The organism is Burkholderia mayonis, assembly GCF_001523745.2.
Taxonomy (GTDB): Bacteria; Pseudomonadota; Gammaproteobacteria; order Burkholderiales; family Burkholderiaceae; genus Burkholderia; species Burkholderia mayonis.
The window spans coordinates 2,586,702-2,604,314 of sequence record NZ_CP013386.1 but is presented as its reverse complement, the minus strand read 5'-3'; the positions used below and the strand labels follow the sequence as shown (position 1 = coordinate 2,604,314).

The 17,613-nt window shown below is 67.4% G+C and carries 12 protein-coding genes; 7 read left to right on the top strand and 5 right to left on the bottom strand.

Features of this window, described 5'->3' with window-relative positions; all coding sequences use genetic code 11:
• Positions 1-310 precede the first annotated feature (310 nt).
• The 6 genes from WS70_RS12495 to WS70_RS12470 are packed head-to-tail and all read left to right on the top strand — an operon-like array spanning position 311 to position 5,489.
• Complete coding sequence (locus WS70_RS12495; protein ID WP_059597203.1) at positions 311-1,027, top strand: c-type cytochrome; 717 nt, start codon at positions 311-313, stop codon at positions 1,025-1,027.
• A complete protein-coding gene (locus WS70_RS12490) occupies positions 1,027-2,325 on the top strand; it encodes a c-type cytochrome (RefSeq protein ID WP_059473190.1) in 1,299 nt (432 codons plus the stop codon). Before WS70_RS12495 ends, WS70_RS12490 begins: the two co-directional genes overlap by 1 nt.
• Positions 2,326-2,332: 7 nt before the next feature.
• On the top strand, positions 2,333-2,515 hold the full coding sequence (locus WS70_RS12485; protein WP_004534842.1) for a hypothetical protein: 183 nt from the start codon (positions 2,333-2,335) through the stop codon (positions 2,513-2,515).
• A 25-nt stretch (positions 2,516-2,540) separates the two neighbouring features.
• Positions 2,541-3,098 (top strand): cupredoxin domain-containing protein, encoded by a 558-nt coding sequence (locus WS70_RS12480; protein WP_059473191.1) that lies wholly within the window; start codon positions 2,541-2,543, stop codon positions 3,096-3,098.
• Positions 3,085-4,710: a b(o/a)3-type cytochrome-c oxidase subunit 1 gene (locus WS70_RS12475; RefSeq protein ID WP_059473192.1), complete on the top strand. Its 1,626-nt coding sequence runs from the start codon at positions 3,085-3,087 to the stop codon at positions 4,708-4,710. Before WS70_RS12480 ends, WS70_RS12475 begins: the two co-directional genes overlap by 14 nt.
• Entirely contained in the window at positions 4,707-5,489 is a 783-nt protein-coding gene (locus tag WS70_RS12470) for a c-type cytochrome (RefSeq protein WP_059473193.1), read from the top strand. Before WS70_RS12475 ends, WS70_RS12470 begins: the two co-directional genes overlap by 4 nt.
• Before the next feature lie 380 nt (positions 5,490-5,869).
• Here WS70_RS12470 and WS70_RS12465 read toward each other — a convergent pair whose 3' ends face one another.
• Together WS70_RS12465 and cdpA are read right to left on the bottom strand one after the other, a co-directional pair.
• Entirely contained in the window at positions 5,870-7,327 is a 1,458-nt protein-coding gene (locus WS70_RS12465; RefSeq protein ID WP_059473194.1) for an HDOD domain-containing protein, read from the bottom strand.
• 34 nt (positions 7,328-7,361) lie between these two features.
• On the bottom strand, positions 7,362-9,104 hold the full coding sequence (gene cdpA, locus WS70_RS12460; RefSeq protein WP_082716462.1) for a cyclic di-GMP phosphodiesterase CdpA: 1,743 nt from the start codon (positions 9,102-9,104) through the stop codon (positions 7,362-7,364).
• A 290-nt stretch (positions 9,105-9,394) separates the two neighbouring features.
• Between cdpA and WS70_RS12455 the strand changes: the two genes are divergently transcribed.
• On the top strand, positions 9,395-9,943 hold the full coding sequence (locus tag WS70_RS12455) for a peroxiredoxin (protein WP_059473196.1): 549 nt from the start codon (positions 9,395-9,397) through the stop codon (positions 9,941-9,943).
• Positions 9,944-10,064: 121 nt separating this feature from the next.
• On the opposite strand, the gene WS70_RS12450 is transcribed toward WS70_RS12455, so the two are convergent.
• The 3 genes from WS70_RS12450 to WS70_RS12440 form a co-directional block, all read right to left on the bottom strand.
• On the bottom strand, positions 10,065-10,694 hold the full coding sequence (locus tag WS70_RS12450) for an SDR family oxidoreductase (RefSeq protein ID WP_059473337.1): 630 nt from the start codon (positions 10,692-10,694) through the stop codon (positions 10,065-10,067).
• A 480-nt stretch (positions 10,695-11,174) separates the two neighbouring features.
• Positions 11,175-14,489: an efflux RND transporter permease subunit gene (locus WS70_RS12445; protein ID WP_059597202.1), complete on the bottom strand. Its 3,315-nt coding sequence runs from the start codon at positions 14,487-14,489 to the stop codon at positions 11,175-11,177.
• Positions 14,490-17,600 (bottom strand): MdtB/MuxB family multidrug efflux RND transporter permease subunit, encoded by a 3,111-nt coding sequence (locus tag WS70_RS12440; protein WP_059473199.1) that lies wholly within the window; start codon positions 17,598-17,600, stop codon positions 14,490-14,492.
• Positions 17,601-17,613 lie beyond the last annotated feature (13 nt).

Genomic DNA, 17,613 nt, shown 5'->3' with positions numbered 1-17,613 from the left:
GCATAAGAAAAAAATCGCGACGTCGTGTGAGGCGTCGCGAAATGTTGCGCTTTGTGCATGGGCGGCCAAATTCAAAAACATGAAATTTGCGATTGCGCATCCGATCGATTATCAATTTAAAGAGGTATTTGATTGACATGAATCAACGCAAAGCAACGGTGCTCATGAGATTTTCGCGACATCGAAAATTTGAACAACAAGTTCCCATGAGACCAAAGAAAGCGATGGTGCCTGCGGCGTACCCGCTTCCCCCACGATCCGCAGGGGCGGTTCGCGTCGATGGCGGGAACGGGAGGCCTTGCCGGAGAGGATGACAGTGACCTCGAGACCCACCGCTGTACTTGCCGTGCTGTGCACGTTGCTGAGCCAGACGGCGCTATCCCAGGAATCGCAGACGGAACGCGCGCCCGATACGATGGAGGCGCGCGTGCTCGCATGCGCCGCGTGCCACGGCCGGCAGGGCGAGGGAACGTCGAACGACTACTTCCCGCGCTTGTCCGGCAAGCCCGCCGGTTATCTGTACAACCAGCTCGCCGCGTTCCGCGACGGCCGGCGCAAGTACCCGCCGATGAACTACCTGCTCGCGTATCTGCCCGACGCGTACCTGCATCGGATCGCCGACCACTTCGCGAGCCGGCGTCCGCCGTTCCCGGCGATCGCGGCGCCCGCCGCCGCGCCCGCGGTGCTCGAGAGGGGACAGCAGCTCGTGAAGTCGGGTGACCCGTCGCGCAAGATTCCCGCGTGCGCGTCGTGCCACGGCGCGGCGCTGACGGGCATGGAGCCCGCTGTGCCGGGCCTCCTCGGCCTGCACGCGGAATACCTGAGCGCGCAGCTCGGCGCGTGGCGCTACGGCACGCGTACGTCGATCGGGCCCGACTGCATGCAGCAGGTCGCATCCCGGCTCACCGACATCGACGTGACCGCGATCTCCGCGTGGCTCGCGTCGCGGCCGGCGCCCGCCAATCCGTCGCCCGCCCCCGCGGACTCGCTCGACATGCCGCTCGCATGCGGTGGCGAACCGCGCTAATGGAGGCCTCGGTGCACAAGCAACTGACCGTCAAATTCCGCAGCGCGCTTGCATTCGCCGGCGTGCTGTTCGCAGCCGCGGGCACGGCGTTCACGGCGTCCGTCGCATCCGCGCAGCCGTCGAACGACGCGGCGACCATCCGGCGCGGCGAATATCTGGCGCGCGCGGGCGACTGCATCGCGTGCCATACGGTGCCGGACGAGAAGCTCTTCGCGGGTGGCCGCGCGATGCCGACGCCGTTCGGCACGCTGTATTCGCCGAACATCACGCCCGACGACGAGGCGGGCATCGGCAAATGGACCGCCGACGAGTTCTACTCGATGATGCACACTGGCCGCTCGAGCGACGGCTCGCTGCTGTATCCGGCGATGCCGTTCGCCGCGTACACGAAAGTGACGCGCGCGGATTCGGACGCGATCTTCGCGTACCTGCGCTCGGTACCGCCCGTGAAGCTCGCGAACCGGCCGCACGACATGCGCTTTCCGTACAACAACCGGCAACTGCTGATCGGCTGGCGCACGCTGTACTTCAAGGAAGGCGAGTATCAGCCGGACAACACGAAGCCGGCCGAATGGAACCGCGGCGCGTATCTCGTGCAGGGGCTCGGCCACTGCTCGATGTGCCACACCGCGATCAATGCGCTCGGCGGCAGCTCGGAGTCGAACGCGTTCGAAGGCGGGCTGATCCCGATGCAGGCGTGGTACGCGCCGTCGCTCACGTCGAACAAGGAAGCGGGGCTCGGCGACTGGAGCATCGCCGACATCACGGGCCTCCTGCAGGCGGGCGCGTCGCATCGCGGCGCGGTGTACGGGCCGATGGCGGAGGTCGTCTACGACAGCCTGCAGCACCTGTCCGACGACGACGTGCGCGCGATGGCCGTCTATCTGAAGGCGCTGCCGCAGCGCGGCAGCGAATCCGCGTCCGCGCCGCCGACGAAGATGCCCGCGCCGGAAGAGACGCGCCTCTACAAGCTCGGTGCGAAGATCTACGACGCGCAGTGCGCGTCTTGTCACGGCAAGACGGGCCGTGGCAAGACGCCGGCGTTCCCGCCGCTCGCGGGCAACCAGTCGATCCAGATGACGTCCGCGGTGAATCCGATCCGCATGGTGCTGAACGGCGGCTACGCGCCCGGCACCGCGAAGAATCCCGAGCCCTACGGCATGCCGCCTTTCGCCCAGTCGCTGTCGGACGACGAGGTGGCCGCCGTGACGACGTTCATCCGCACCGCCTGGGGCAATCGCGGCACGCCGGTTTCCGCGAAGGAAGCCAACGCGCTGCGTTCCGCTCCGCTCTATTGAGGACATCATGAGCGACACTTCCCAACGACACGGGGGCGACCCCGAACCGCACGACGACGCGGTCGACGAGATCGTCCGCGCGGGGCCGCGCGGCGCGCTCGCGCTCGCGGGCACTGCGACCGCGATCGTGATCGCGCTGTGGTTCGCCTTCTACTTTCTCGTCTTCCTGCCTCGCGGCGTGATCCAATAATCCGGCTGCCATGTCCAAACAACCTATGCCAGACCGTCTCGACGGCGCGCAGCTCGCGGCCCGGATCGAGCGCAGGTGGGCGATCCTGGCCGTCGGCCTGATGGTCGTCCTCGTCGCCATGATGGTGTACACCGGCCTTCACTGGGCGATGATGCCGCCGTCGCGCGTCGAGACGATCGACCCGACGACGCTGCATGTCTCGGGCGAATTCATCGAGAGCAACCTCGGCGCCGCGCGCGAGCCGGACGGCTCGGTCACGGTGCGCGTGATCGGCCAGCAGTACTCGTTCACACCGCAGTGCATCCTCGTGCCGGCGAACACGCCCGTCACGTTCCGCGCGACGAGCGCGGACGTCGTGCACGGCTTCCTCATCACCGACACCAACATCAACTCGATGCTCGAGCCGGGCTACGTCGCGACGTTCAGGACGACCTTCGACAAGCCGAAGGACCACCTGATGCCGTGCCATGAGTATTGCGGCACGGGTCACGAGGGGATGTGGGCGCACGTCAAGGTCATTGACCGTGCGGAATTCGACAAACTGGCGTCCAGCGCGCGGAGATTGAGCTGTGTTAAAGAATAATCGACTGGTGCTCGCCCATTTCTGGCTCGCGTTCGCGGTCTTCGGCGTCGCGCTGCTGCTCGGCGCGTGGCAGATGCTCGCGCGCAGTCCGCTGCATCCGTGGCTCGGCAATCCCGAGCTCTACTACCGTTCGGTGACGGCGCACGGCTCGGTGATGGGCTACGTGTTCCCGACGCTGATCGCAATGGGCTTCGGCTATGCGATCAGCGAACTCGCGCTCAAGATGCCGCTCGTCGGCCGCCGCTGGGCATGGACGGGCTTCTGGCTGATCGCGGTCGGCTCGGTCGTCGCGATGACGCCCGTGTCGCTCGGCCTGTCGTCGGTGCTGTACACGTTCTATCCGCCGATGATCGGCAGTCCGTTCTATTACCTCGGCGTCGTGCTCGTCGTCGTCGGTTCGTGGATCTGGGTCGCGCTGATGTCGGTGAACCTGTATGCGTGGAAGAAGGAGAACCCCGGCAAGCCGATTCCGCTCGCGATGTTCGCGAACGTCGCAGGCGCCTATCTGTGGGGCTGGACCGCGGTCGGCGCGGCGATCGAGATCCTGTTCCAGATCCTGCCCGTCGCGGTCGGACTCAAGTCGACGATCGACGCGGGCCTCGCGCGCGTGTTCTTCTCGTGGACGCTGCATGCGATCGTCTACTTCTGGCTGATTCCCGCGTACATCGCGTACTACACGCTCGTGCCGCGCGCGATCGGCGGCAAGCTGTACAGCGACGGGATGGCGCGCATCTCGTTCATCCTGTTCCTCGTCGGCGCGATGCCGATCGGCATTCACCATCTGTTCGCCGATCCGCAGGTCGGCTCGGGCTTCAAGTTCCTGCAGTCGGTGTTCACGGCGCTCGTCGCGGTGCCGACGCTCCTCACGGTGTTCACGGTGTGCGCATCGGTCGAGATCGCGGCGCGCCTGCGCGGCGGCAAGGGCGCGTTCGGCTGGCTGCGCGCGCTGCCATGGCATGAGCCGATGATGCTCGCCGTCGCGTTCTCGTTCGTGATGCTCGGCTTCGGCGGCGCGGGCGGGATCATCAACATGAGCTATCAGCTCGATTCGACGATCCACAACACGCAGTGGATCACGGGCCACTTCCACCTGATCTTCGGCGGCGCTGTCGTCATCATGTACTTCGCGATCGCATACGAGCTGTGGCCGCATCTGACAGGCCGCGCGCTCGGCAGCCTGCGCCTCGTCAAGACGCAGCTGTGGCTGTGGTTCGTCGGGATGATCGTCACGACGTTCCCGTGGCACTACGTCGGCATCCTCGGCATGCCGCGCCGGATGGCCTATTACGACTACAGCGATCCCGCGCTCGCGCCGCAGGCGATCTGGGTGATCATGTCGGTCGTCGGCGCGCTGATCCTCGTCGCGTCGGCCGTGCTGTTCTTCGTCGTGCTGATACGCAGCCATTGCAGCGCGAAGGTCGAGCCCGCCGAGTTCACGTTCAGCTCGGCCGTTCACGAGCCGAAGACGCTGCCCGTCGCGCTCAACAGCTTCGGGCTGTGGATCGCGCTGATGATCGGCCTCACGGTCGTCAACTACGGCTATCCGATCGCGCAGTTGATGGCGCTCAAGCAAGCGTCGGTGCCGGCGATCTACATGGGGACGCAACGATGAGCACGGAACGTCTGTTTTCGATTCGCAACCGCTGGTTGACGCTCAGCGTCGGGCTCACGCTGTTCGCAGTCGTCGCGTCGGTGCTGATCGGCTTCGTCTGGCTGCCGTCGGTGCAGAAGGATGCGCAGTTCCAGGGCATCTGGAACGCGATCTGCAGCGCGGCCGGCGTGCCGCGCGCGTGGCTGCCGTCGCAGCCGGAGCCCGCGACGGTCAAGACGAGCGCCGTCGTCGTCACGCCGCAGATGATGACGCAGACGGACAGCCTATCGATCGGCCGCGGCGCGACGCTCGCGATGCGTTGCACGATGTGTCACGGCGCGCGCGGCATGAGCGACGCGAATTCGCCGAACCTCGCGGGCCAGTACGCGGCCGTCATCTACAAGCAGTTGAAGGACTTCCAGGCGGGCGCGCGCACGAACGCGGTGATGGCGCCGATGGTCGTGAATCTGTCCGACCAGGACATGCGCGATCTCGCGGCGTTCTATTCGTATCTGCCGCGCGCCGCGGCGAAGCCCGCCGCGAATCGGCCGAAGATCGTCGCGAGCGGCGCGCCGATGCGCAACATCGCACCGTGCGCGTCGTGCCACGGCGGGATGGACAACAAGGTCGGCGGGCCGTGGCTCGAAGGCGAGCCCGAGGTCTACATCAACGCGCAGTTGCAGGCGTTCGCGTCGGGCGCGCGGCATAACGACATCAGCGAGCAGATGCGCAACGTCGCGCGGCAGATGACGCTCGACGAGATCGCGGTCGCCGCGCGGTACTACGCGGGCCGGCCGTAACGCGGGGGCGCGCGGCGGCTGCGCGTTACCGCGTTTGTGGCATGCGGGCGGGGCAGGGCGGCGCGCGTCTCGTGTGCGATCGCGCACGATCGAATCGCGAAAGGAAGAAGCGGTAAACGGGGCGAGCCCGTTTGCTGCTTTTGATCGATGGGGGCGATGGGCGTCGTGCGGTGCGCGGGGGATTCGCGGCGGGCACGCTCACGAGCATGGCGCGGCGACGTCGCGCGAACCGGCGCATGGTCCGGCTGTCTCGCTGAATTCAGATGATTGTGGCTGCGTCGTTTCGTGTCGCCGGCGGCGATGTGCGCGGCGTCTGCGCACCGACTTGCCCGCCGGCGCTCGCCGCATGCGCGGTCCTGCGTCGTGCGTGACCGCGCGCGTTACTTGTCTTCGCCCTGCGCACCGCGAAAGAAGCGCCCGAGCTCGGCCGCGAGCTCGTTGAGCACGCCCATTTCCTGCTGGGCGATCTTGCGCGCCGGCTGGCTGGCCGCCCAGTCGCCGTACAGCAGCGCGACAGCGTTCTGCTCCGCGATCACGGGCAGCAGCACGAATGCGCTCGAGTCGTCGAACGCGTCCAGATACCACGCGGGCAGACGCTTGACCATCTTCGGGTCGCGCGCGTTCTCGATGAAGATGCCGACCGAGCTCGTGATCGCGAGGTGAAACACGTCGGGCTCGAACGTCTCGTGAAAGCGCAACCGCTCGAGCTGTGCGTCGACGTCCGGACCGAAGCCGAGCCGAGCGGCGAACATGCCGTCGTCGCGCCGCACGAACATCACGGTGCGCGTGAATGCGAGGCCCGCGAGCACGCTTTCGGACGCGAGCGCGAGCACCGGGCCGAGCACGTGCTCGGACGGCAGCGCGCGCAGATCCGCGAGGCCCGCTTCGAGGCACGCCTGCGGGTTCGACGCGCCGCGCGCGATCTTGTCCGCGTTCGCGCGCAGCTCGACGATCTCGCGCATCACCGTGTCGCTCGTCTCCTCGCGCGACAGCGACGCGGCGATCTCGGCGAGCTCGTCGGCATCGGCGCCGAGGACGCCGTGAAAGCGATGCGCGAGCGCCGCGATCCGCGCATCGCGCTGCTGCGCGTGCATCGACGTGAGCGCGGCCGCGACGTCGGCCGAGCAGTGGCTCACCGCACGCAGCCATTGGACGTCGTGCGGCGCGCCGTCGTTCGCGTCGAAGCGCGTCATGCCGGCGCGGATCAGTTCCGGCAGCCGCCAGCGGGACGCCGCCTCGAGGCCGATCTCGTCGAAGCCGACGCCGAGCACCGCACGGCACGCGGCTTCGTCGTCGTCGTCATGCTCGGCCGCGCGCTGGCGGATCTCTTCCCACTCGGCGTCGAGATAGCAGACGACGAGCAGCTTGCCGACCTGCCGCATCAGCGTGCAGACGACCGCTTCTTCGCCCGCGCGCAGGTCGACGTGCTCGGTCAGCTTGCGCGCGACGCAGCCGGACAGCAGCGCGCGGTTTAACTCGAGCTTCGCGTCGATGCGGCGCGGCGCGCTTTGATGAAAGTGGTCGACGAGCTTGAGCCCGACGACGAGATGGCCGACGGCGTCCATCCCGAGCACCATCAGCGCGCGCGTGACGGTCGTGATGTTGCCGCCGAACGCCATATACATCGCCGAATTCGCGAGCCGCAGCACCTTCTGCGTCAGCGCGAAGTCCGACAGCACGACGCGCACGAGCGCCGTGAAGTCGAGGTCGTCGTTCTTCATCGCGGCCATCGTCGCGCGCAGCGCGTCCGACAGCAGCGGAAAATCGCCGCGCTCGTTCATCCGGGCCCAGAGCTTGTCGAGCAGCGCCGTTCGCGGCAGTTGTGCGGTGATTGGCATACGAATCAGTGATTGAGAAAGCCGGCGGCGTGCGTCATGCGATTTCGTGCAGATACAGCTCCTGCGCTTCGAAGCGCTGCGCGAGTTCCTCCGACGGCAGCGCCTGGCAGACGAGCCAGCCTTGAATGTGGTTGCAGCCCATCTCGGTCAGCAGCGTGCGCTGCGCCTCGGTCTCGACGCCCTCGGCGACGAGCTCGAGCTTGAGCGTCTGCGCGAGGCCGACGACCGCCGACACGATCGCGCGGTCGTTTCTCGACGTCAACAGATTTTCGACGAAACTGCGGTCGATCTTCAGCTTCGCGAGCGGGAAGCTCTGCAGGTACGCGAGGCTCGAATAGCCGGTGCCAAAGTCGTCGACCGCGAAGCGGATGCCGAGCTCGGTCACTTCCTCGAGCAGCGTCTTCGCGTGATTCGGATCGTGCATCAGCAGGCTTTCGGTGATCTCCAGGACGATCCGGCACGGGTCGATGCCCGTCAGCTTGATCGCGTCGCGCACGCTCTGCGTGAAGCGCGGATCGCGAAACTGCTGCGGCGACACGTTGACGGCTACGTATTGCAGCGCGATCCCTTGCCGGTCCCACGACACGAGCTGCATGCACGCGGCCTTCAGCACCCAGTTGCCGAGATAGTTGATGAGGCCGATCGATTCGGCGAGCGGGATGAACGTCGCCGGCGCGACGAGTCCGAGCACCGGATGGTGCCAGCGGATCAGCGCCTCGACGCCGACGACGGCGCCCGTGTGGCTCTTCGTGATCGGCTGGAAATGCAGCGAGAACTCGCCGTTGCGCACGCCGTTGTAGAGATCGGCTTCGAGCTTCAGGCGCTCGGCGTCGGCCGGATCGTCGGTCGGCTGATGGAAGGCGAGCGCGTTGCCGCCCGCCGATTTCGCCTGCGCGAGCGCGCGGTCCGCGCGCCGCAAGAGCGGGCTGTGGTGCTGCGCGTGCTTCGATGCGGCGCGCGCATCCGGGTAGATCGCGATGCCGGCGCTCGCCGACAGGTGCACCGCCTGTCCGCCGTACGCGTACGGCTGCTGGACCGCCGTCTGAAGCTGCCGCGCGAGCGCCTCCGCCGCGTCGATCGCAGCCACGCGCGTCGGCGCGCTCAGCACCACCGCGAATTTGTCGCTCGCGACGCGCGCGAGCCGCTCGCCGCGGGTCGCGAGCCGCTGCAGCCGTTGCGCGGTGTCGCGCAGCAGCGCATCGCCCGCGTCGTAGCCGAGCGCGCGGTTGATCCGCTGATAGTCGTCGAGATCGAGGAGGATGAGCGCGGTGCAGCCGCCGCCTTCGTCGGCCGTCTGCTGCGCGCGCATCAGCGCGGGAAGCAGCGCGGACAGGTTGTCGAGCCCCGTCATCGGATCGTGGTGCAGCTCGTACGTGAGCCGCGCCTCGATCGCGCGCCACGATGACACGTCGAACGCCGCGATCGCGAAACCGTCGACGCCGTGGTGGCGGCTGCGCACCGCGCGCACCTCGACGTCGAGCGGGTAGGTCAGCGATTTGACGAGGCACAGCGTCGCCTTCTCGATGTCGCCCGTCTCCGACGCGCGTGCGAGCAGGCCGTCGAGCGTCGCGGTATCCTGCTCCGGGATCAGGTCGCGCAGCGTCAGCGTGTGCAGATAGCCGCGGTGATAGCCGATGAAGCGCAGGCTCGCGTCCGACACGTACAGGAAGCGCAGATCGCGATCCACGTGAGCGAGGAAATCGACCGTACCGACGGTTTGCTCCAACCAGCTTCGGACCGTATCGTCGGCGCGCGGCGTGCCGGCGCGCGCGGGCATCAGCGCGCCGCCCGACCACGCGAAGCGGCGGAGCTTGTGAAGTGCGGCGCGCCAGGAGCCCTTGCGGGGCGTTTTGTTCCTGATGGCTTCCATGTTTCTCGCTGGCGTGAAGGGGCTGGAACCGGTGTCCGGACGCAATAACGGCGCATTGTGCCGATTCTTTAGCGTCAGGGAAGAAACGACATAGAGCGTTTCGTCATGTGCGGCAGTTCGGGATGCGAACACGTGCGGCCGGCTTGCCGGGCGCCAGATCCTGTTGAACGTATGGACATTCGAAGACGAGGACTCAGATGAATCGAAAACTGGCAACGGGCGCGGCGGCCGCGCTCTTCGCGCTGTATACGGTCGCGGCCCATGCCGTGCTGAAGGTCGGCGACGCGGCGCCCGACTTCAGCGCGCAGGCGTCGCTCGGCGGCAAGACTTACACGTACTCGCTCGCCGAAGCGCTGAAGAAGGGGCCCGTCGTGCTGTACTTCTATCCGGCCGCGTTCACGACCGGCTGCACGATCGAGGCGCACGCGTTCGCCGACGCGGTCGATGCTTACAAACAGTATGGTGCGACGGTGATCGGCGTGTCGGCGGACGACATTGGCACGCTGACGAAGTTTTCGGTCAGCGAGTGCCGCAGCAAGTTCCCGGTCGCCGCGGACCCGGATGCGAAGATCATCCGCGAGTACGATGCGAAGCTGCCGGCGATTTCGAAGGCGAACCGCGTGTCGTACGTGATTTCGCCGGAGGGGAAGATTCTCTATGAGTACACGAGCCTGTCACCCGACAAGCATGTCGAGAACACGCTGAACACGGTGAAGGCGTGGGCGGCGTCGCACAAGCAGCCGTGACGGCCGCGGCGCGTCTCGGGCGCGGCGGCGGGATTCGGTAGACGCGCCTGGAGCGGGCGCCGGCGGGCGGGGCGTGCCGGGCGCGATGCCGGCAGCGGGAGGCCGCGCCCGGCCCGTTCGTTCAGGCGCGCAGCGCCTGCTCGATCGGCACGCCGCCGCCGACGAAGCCGATCATCTTCTTCGAGATGCCGAGCTTGATCGCCTCGATCGCCGCCCATGCGACGTCCTGACGCGCGACGGGCGGCGCGTTGTCGAGCCGCTCCTCGGTGAGCGCGATCTTGCCGATGCCCGGATCGTCGGACAGCGGGCCCGGCCGCAGGATCACGTAATCGATGTCCGACGCGATCACGCGGTCGTCGCCTTCGCGCTTCATCTGCGAGTAGTGGCGCAGGAACTCGGGGCTGCGCTCAGGCCAGTACGCGGAGAGCGAGCTGATCACGACGAGCTTCTGCACGTTGTGCGCCTTCGCATACTCGGCTGCGCGCGCGACGGCGTCGCGGTCGATCTGCTCCTCTTCGGCCGCGCCTTCGGATTCGGCGGAGCCCGCCGCGTAGATCGCGTGCGTGATGCCGCTGAACGCGGACGAGAAGTCGTCCGCCAGATCGGCGACGACGACTTTCGCGCCCGGCAGCGCGTAATCCGGCCGGCGCACGAGCGCCGTGACCTCGAAATCCTGCTGCTTGAGCAGCAGGTCCGCGAGCGCGCGGCCCGTGCGGCCGGACGCGCCAATCAGCAGTACCTTCATCGACATGAAACCGCTCCTTGCATTGCGCTGCGCCAATGGCGCCCTCCACGAGGGACTGACGACGAACGCTCAAGTGTATGCCGAATTCACGTCCGATCGTTGACGCCGAAACGAGATTCGGATCAAGGTCCGGCGCGGCGGTGGGCTGGCGCACATGACAGCACAAGTGCGCGGATTCGTGCCGATCGCCGGTGCCGGGGGCGTTCGCGGGCGGTGCTGCGCGACGGCGGTTTTCCCGCCGGCCGCGCGGCCCGCTCATTCATGAATAGACGACGGGCTTCGTATCAGGCGTAAGCATTTGTGACACGGCGGCTTCGCACGCGATGGGGATGCCGGGCGACGCGCTTCCAGGCGGCGCGGGCAGCGCCGCGCCGTCGCCCGCGCGGGGCGCGAGAGGCGGCATGCCAACGCACGGCCGACGATCCGCGAGGCCGGCGCGCGCCGCGCGGATCGGCCCGCCCGGTCCGCGTCGCGCCCGCCCGAGCGTCACTCGCCAGCGCCCGCCGGGCCGCCCGCCGCGCCGCCCGTCGCGCCGCGATGCTTCCGCTTCTCGGCCCACACGCGCAGCCGGTCCATGTACAGATAGACGACGGGCGTCGTATAGAGCGTGAGCATTTGCGACACGATGAGCCCGCCCACGATCGCGATCCCGAGCGGCGCGCGCAGCTCGGCGCCGTCGCCGCGGCCGAACGCGAGCGGCAGCGCGCCGAGGAGCGCCGCCATCGTCGTCATCATGATCGGCCGGAACCGCAGCAGGCACGCTTCGTGGATCGCATCGAACGACGACTTGCCCTGCCGCGACGCGTCGATCGCGAAGTCGACCATCATGATCGCGTTTTTCTTCACGATGCCGATGAGGAGAATCACGCCGATCAGCGCGATGATGCTGAACTCGGTCTTGAAGAGCAGCAGGCCGAGCAGAGCGCCGACGCCCGCCGACGGCAGCGTCGACAGGATCGTGATCGGATGGATGTAGCTCTCGTACAGGATCCCGAGCACGATGTAGACGGCCGCGAGCGCCGCGAGGATCAGGATCGGCTGATCCTTCAGCGATTGCTGGAACGCCTGCGCCGTGCCCTGGAAGCTGCCCTGGATCGTCGGCGGCACGCCGATCTCGGCCATCGTCTGGTAGATCGCCTGCGTCGCCTTCGACAGCGACACGCCGGGCGGCAGGTTGAACGAGATCGTCGTCGCGACGAAGAGGCCCTGGTGGTTGACCGAGAGGGGCGTCGTGCTCGGCCCGAAGCTCGCGATCGCGGACAGGGGCACCATCGTCGACTTCGACGTCGACACCGCCGCGCCCGACGACGCGCTCGACTTGCCGCTCGACGCGATCGAGTTGAGCGCCTGGTTGCGCGCCGAATCGGCGGCGATCGCGGCGGCGCTCTGCGCCGACGTGCCGGCCGCCGACGTGCCCGCCGACGTCGCGACGTAGGTGCCCGCCGCGGCGTTCGTCGTCTGCGCGCCGCTCGCGCTGCCGCCCGACGTGCTGATGTACACCTGCTTCAGCATCTCCGGGCTTTGCCAGTACTGCGGCGCGACTTCCATCACGACGTGGTACTGATTGAGCGGGTTGTAGATCGTCGACACCTGGCGCTGGCCGAACGCGTCGTACAGCGTGTTGTCGATCTGCGCGGGCTTGATGCCGAGGCGCGCGGCCGTCGCGCGATCGATCGTCACCATCGCCTCGAGGCCGCCTTGCTGCTGGTCGGAGTTCACGTCGGCGAGCTCGGGGCGCTTCTGCAGCGCTTCCGTGAGGATCGGCCCCCACTTGTACAGCTCGGTGGTCGAATCGCCGAGCAGCGTGAACTGATACTGCGCGTTGCTCTGCCGGCCACCTATCCGGATGTCTTGCGCGGCCTGCAGGAACGTGCGCGCGCCCGCGACGTCGGCGAGCTGCGGCCGCAGTTGCTGGATCACCTGGTCGGCCGACAGCTTGCGCCCCGGCTTGTCCTTCAGCGCAACGAACATGAAGCCCGAGTTGGTCTGCGCGCCGCCCGTGAAGCCCGCGACGTTCGCGACGTTCGGATTTGCGCTGACGATGCGCATCATCTCGGCGAACTTGAGCTTCATTGCCTGAAACGACGTCGTCTGATCGGCCTGGATGCCGCCCACCATGAGGCCCGTGTCCTGCTGCGGGAAGAAGCCCTTCGGCACGACGACGTACAGGAACACGTTGAGCGCGATCGTCGCGACGAGCGTCATGAGGATCGTGCGCGGATGGCGCAGCGCCCACGACAGCGTGCGCTCGTAGCCGCGCTGCATCCGCGCGAAGCCGCGCTCGAGCCAGCGCGCGAAGCGGCCTTCGTCGCGCGGATCGTGCGCTTCGGGCAGGAGGCGCGCGCACATCATCGGCGTCAGCGTCAGCGATACGATGAGCGACACGCCGATCGCGAGCGACAGCGTGAGCGCGAACTCGCGGAACAGGCGCCCGACGATGCCGCCCATCAGCAGGATCGGCAGGAACACCGCAACGAGCGACAGGCTGATCGACAGCACCGTGAAGCCGACTTCGCGCGCGCCGTCGAACGCGGCCTGCATCCGCGGCGTGCCGTTCTCGATGTGGCGCGAGATGTTCTCGAGCACGACGATCGCGTCGTCGACGACGAAGCCCGTCGCGACGATGAGCGCCATCAGCGACAGGTTGTTCAGCGAAAAGCCGAGCAGGTACATCGCGCCGAACGTGCCGACGATCGAGATCGGCACCGCGACGCTCGGAATCAACGTCGCGCGCCAGTTGCGCAGGAACAGGAACACGACCATCACGACGAGGCTCACCGCGATGAGGAGGGTGTGCTCGGTGTCGGCGAGCGACGCGCGGATGGTTCTCGATCGGTCGAGCACCGGCGAGACCTCGATGTCGGCGGGCAGCGCGGCCGTCAGCCGCGGCAGCGCCGTCTTCACGCGGTCGATCGTCTCGATGATGTTCGCGCCCGGCGACCGGTACAGGATCACGAGCACCGCGCGGTCGCCGTTCGCGAGACCGAGGTTGCGCAGGTCTTCGACCGAATCGACGACGGTCGACACGTCTGCGAGGCTCACGGCCGCGTTGTTGCGGTACGCGATCACGAGATCCTTGTACTGCGACGCCTGCGATGCCTGGTCGTTCGTGTATAGCTGATAGTGGTTCGGATCGAATTCGATTGCGCCCTTCGGGCTGTTCGCGTTCGCCGACGACAGCGCCGCGCGCACGTCTTCGAGGCCGATCCCGTAGTGAAAGAGCGCCTGCGGCTCGAGCTCGACGCGCACGGCCGGGTTCGCCGAGCCGCTCAAGCTGACCTGGCCGATTCCGTCGATCTGCGACAGCGACTGCTGGAGCACCGTCGACGCTGCGTCGTACAGCTTCGCGGGCGACGCCGTCTTCGACGTCAGCGACACGACCATGATCGGCGAGTCGGCCGGATTGACCTTGCGGTATGTCGGGTTGCTCTTCAGGCTCGCGGGCAGGTCGGCGCGCGCGGCGTTGATGGCCGCCTGCACGTCGCGCGCGGCGCCGTCGATATCGCGGTTCAGGTTGAACTGCAGCACGATCCGCGCGTTGCCGACGGAGCTCATCGACGTCATCTCGGAGACGTCCGCGATCGAGCCCAAGTGCCGCTCGAGCGGGCTCGTCACGCTCGTCGCGACGGTCTCGGGGCTCGCGCCGGGAAGCGACGCCTGCACCATGATCGTCGGGAAATCGACCTGCGGCAGCGGCGAGACGGGCAGCTTGACGAACGCGAACAGGCCGGCGAGCGCGATCCCGAGCGCGAGCAGCGTCGTCGCGACGGGGCGGGTGATGAACGGGCGCGACAGGTTCATTTACGCGTCCGGATGCGCGGCCGCCGGGCCGGAGCGATCGAAGAAGCCGCGGATGCGGCGCGCGAGCGCGTCGAAGCCGAGGTAGATCACGGGCGTCGTGAAGAGCGTCAGCACCTGCGACACGATGAGCCCGCCCGCGATCGCGATCCCGAGCGGCTGGCGCAGCTCGGAGCCCGCGCCGGAGCCGACGATGAGCGGCACGGCGCCGAGCAGCGCGGCCAGCGTCGTCATCAGGATCGGCCGGAAGCGCAACAGGCACGCCTGATAGATCGCCTCGCGCGGCGGCTTGCCCTCGACGCGCTCGGCTTCGAGCGCGAAGTCGATCATCATGATCGCGTTCTTCTTCACGATGCCGATGAGCAGCACGATGCCGATGATCCCGATGATGTCGAGGTCGTGCCCGGTAATCATCAGCGCGAGCAGGGCGCCGACGCCCGCCGACGGCAGCGTCGACAGGATCGTGATCGGGTGGATGTAGCTCTCGTACAGCACGCCGAGCACGATGTACATCGTGATGATCGCGGCGAGGATCAGGAACAGCTGATTCGACAGCGACGCCTGGAACGCGAGCGCCGCGCCCTGGAAGCGTGTCTGGAACGACGCGGGCAACCCGATGTCGTGCTCCGCCGCGTCGATTGCCTTGACCGCCTCGCCGAGCGACGCGCCCGGCGCGAGGTTGAACGAGATCGTCGTCGCCGGGAACTGCGACAGGTGCGACACGAGGAGCGGCGCGGGCCGCTCGTGGAACGTCGCGATCGTCGACAGCGGTACCTGGCCGCTGCCCGCCGACGGCAGATAGATGCCGTTCAGCGATTCGGTGTAGTGCTGCATCTGCGGCTCGGATTCGAGGATCACGCGGTACTGGTTCGACTGCGTGAAGATCGTCGACACGATCCGCTGGCCGTACGCGTCGTAGAGCGCGTTGTCGACGGTCGCGGGCGTGATCCCGAAGCGCGCGGCGGTCGCCCGGTCGATCTCGATGTAGACCGACTTGCCGTTGTTCTGCAGGTCGGTCGCGACGTCGGCGAGCGACGGCTCCTTCTTCAGCCGCTCGACGAGTTTCGGCACCCAGGTCGTGAACTCGTCCGGGTTCGGGCTCGTCAGCATGAACTGATACTGCGTCGGGCTCACCGTCGAGTCGATCGTCAGATCCTGCACCGGCTGCATGTAGAGCGAAATGCCGGGGATGTTCGATACCTGCTGCTGCAGCGAGCGGATCACGTCGCTCGCCGACTCGCTGCGGTCGTCGCGCGGCTTCAGGTTGATCAGCATCCGGCCGCTGTTCAGCGTGATGTTCGAACCGTCGATGCCGATGAACGACGTGAGGCTCTCGACGTCCGGATTCTTCAGGATCTCGGCGGCGAGCGCCTGCTGCCGCTCGGCCATCGCGCCGTACGACACCGCCTGCGGCGCCTGCGTGATCGCCTGGATCACGCCCGTGTCCTGGGTCGGGAAGAAGCCCTTCGGAATCTCGACGTAGAGGAGGGCGGTGAGCGCGAGCGTCAGCATCGCGACGACGAGCGTCGAGCGCCGCCGGTTCAGCACCCACTGCAGCGCGATGCCGTAGCGCGCGATCACGCGATCGATCAGCACGTGCACCTTCGCCTCGAAGCGGTGGCTCTCGGGCGGCGGCGTGTGGCGCAGAAGCTTCGCGCACATCATCGGCACGAGCGTGAGCGACACGACGGCCGAGATCACGATCGTCACCGCGAGCGTGATCGCGAACTCGTGGAACAGCCGCCCGACGACGTCGCCCATGAAGAGGAGCGGAATCAGCACGGCAATGAGGGACACCGTCAGCGAGATGATCGTGAAGCCGATCTGCTTCGAGCCCTTCAGCGCCGCTTCGAGCGCGGAATCGCCCTCCTCGACGTAGCGCGCGATGTTCTCGATCATCACGATCGCGTCGTCGACGACGAAGCCCGTCGCGATCGTGAGCGCCATCAGCGACAGGTTGTTCAGCGAGAAGCCCGACAGGTACATCACCGCGAGCGTGCCGATCAGCGACAAGGGCACCGACAGGCTCGGGATGATCGTCGCGTAGACGTTCGCGAGGAACAGGTACATCACGAGCACGACGAGCGCGACCGCGAGCCCGAGCTCGAACTGAACGTCGCGCACGGCGGCGCGGATCATCGTCGTGCGGTCGGTGACGATCTGCACGTCGAGCGCGGCGGGCAGCGATTCCTGCAGCTTCGGCAGGATCGCCTTGATGTTGTCGACCGTCTGGATCACGTTCGCGCCCGGCTGCCGCTGCACGTTCAGGATGATCGCGGGCTCGGAATCGACCCACGCGCCGAGCTTCGTGTTCTCCGAGCCGGCGACGATCTTCGCGACGTCGGTCAGCATCACGGGCCGGCCGTTCTTGTACGCGACAACGGCGTCCTGGTATTGATCGGCGCTCGTCAGCTGGTCGTTCGCGTTGATCGTGTACGCGCGCGTCGGGCCGTCGAAGTTGCCCTTCGGCGTGTTGACGTTCAGGTTCGAGATCGTCGTGCGCAGGTCGTCGAGATTGAGGCCGTACGATGCGAGCGCGAGCGGGTTCGCCTGGATCCGCACGGCCGGCCGATTGCCGCCCGACAGGCTGACGAGGCCGACGCCCGCCACCTGCGAGATCTTCATCGCGAGCCGCGTGTCGGCTAGATCCTGCACCTGCGTGAGGGGCAGCGTCTTCGACGTGACGGCGAGCGTGATGACGGGCGCGTCGGCCGGATTGACCTTCGCGTAGATCGGCGGCGCGGGGAGGTCCGACGGCAGCAGGTTGCCGGCCGCGTTGATCGCCGCCTGCACTTCCTGCTCGGCGACGTCGAGCGGCAGGTCGAGGCTGAACTGCAGCGTGATGACGGACGCGCCCGCCGAGCTCTGCGACGACATCTGATTGAGCGACGGCATCTGCCCGAACTGCCGCTCGAGCGGCGCGGTGACGGACGACGTCATCACCTCGGGGCTCGCGCCCGGATAGAAGGTCTGGACCTGGATCGTCGGATAGTCGACCTCGGGCAGTGCGGCGAGCGGCAGAAAGCGCAGCGCAACGAGGCCGGCGAGCAGGATCGCCGCCATCAGCAGCGCGGTGCCGACCGGGCGAAGAATGAAGACGCGGGACGGATTCATCGGTCAGCCGGCG

What these genes read in the sequence shown, in the direction of transcription:
- WS70_RS12495 (WP_059597203.1), top strand. Translation starts at nt 311, where the DNA reads ATGACAGTGACCTCGAGACCCACCGCTGTACTTGCCGTGCTGTGCACG.
- WS70_RS12490 (WP_059473190.1), top strand. Translation starts at nt 1,027, where the DNA reads ATGGAGGCCTCGGTGCACAAGCAACTGACCGTCAAATTCCGCAGCGCG.
- WS70_RS12485 (WP_004534842.1), top strand. Translation starts at nt 2,333, where the DNA reads ATGAGCGACACTTCCCAACGACACGGGGGCGACCCCGAACCGCACGAC.
- WS70_RS12480 (WP_059473191.1), top strand. Translation starts at nt 2,541, where the DNA reads ATGCCAGACCGTCTCGACGGCGCGCAGCTCGCGGCCCGGATCGAGCGC.
- WS70_RS12470 (WP_059473193.1), top strand. Translation starts at nt 4,707, where the DNA reads ATGAGCACGGAACGTCTGTTTTCGATTCGCAACCGCTGGTTGACGCTC.
- WS70_RS12465 (WP_059473194.1), bottom strand. Translation starts at nt 7,327, where the DNA reads ATGCCAATCACCGCACAACTGCCGCGAACGGCGCTGCTCGACAAGCTC.
- cdpA (WP_082716462.1), bottom strand. Translation starts at nt 9,104, where the DNA reads ATGCCCGCGCGCGCCGGCACGCCGCGCGCCGACGATACGGTCCGAAGC.
- WS70_RS12455 (WP_059473196.1), top strand. Translation starts at nt 9,395, where the DNA reads ATGAATCGAAAACTGGCAACGGGCGCGGCGGCCGCGCTCTTCGCGCTG.
- WS70_RS12450 (WP_059473337.1), bottom strand. Translation starts at nt 10,694, where the DNA reads ATGTCGATGAAGGTACTGCTGATTGGCGCGTCCGGCCGCACGGGCCGC.
- WS70_RS12445 (WP_059597202.1), bottom strand. Translation starts at nt 14,489, where the DNA reads ATGAACCTGTCGCGCCCGTTCATCACCCGCCCCGTCGCGACGACGCTG.
- WS70_RS12440 (WP_059473199.1), bottom strand. Translation starts at nt 17,600, where the DNA reads ATGAATCCGTCCCGCGTCTTCATTCTTCGCCCGGTCGGCACCGCGCTG.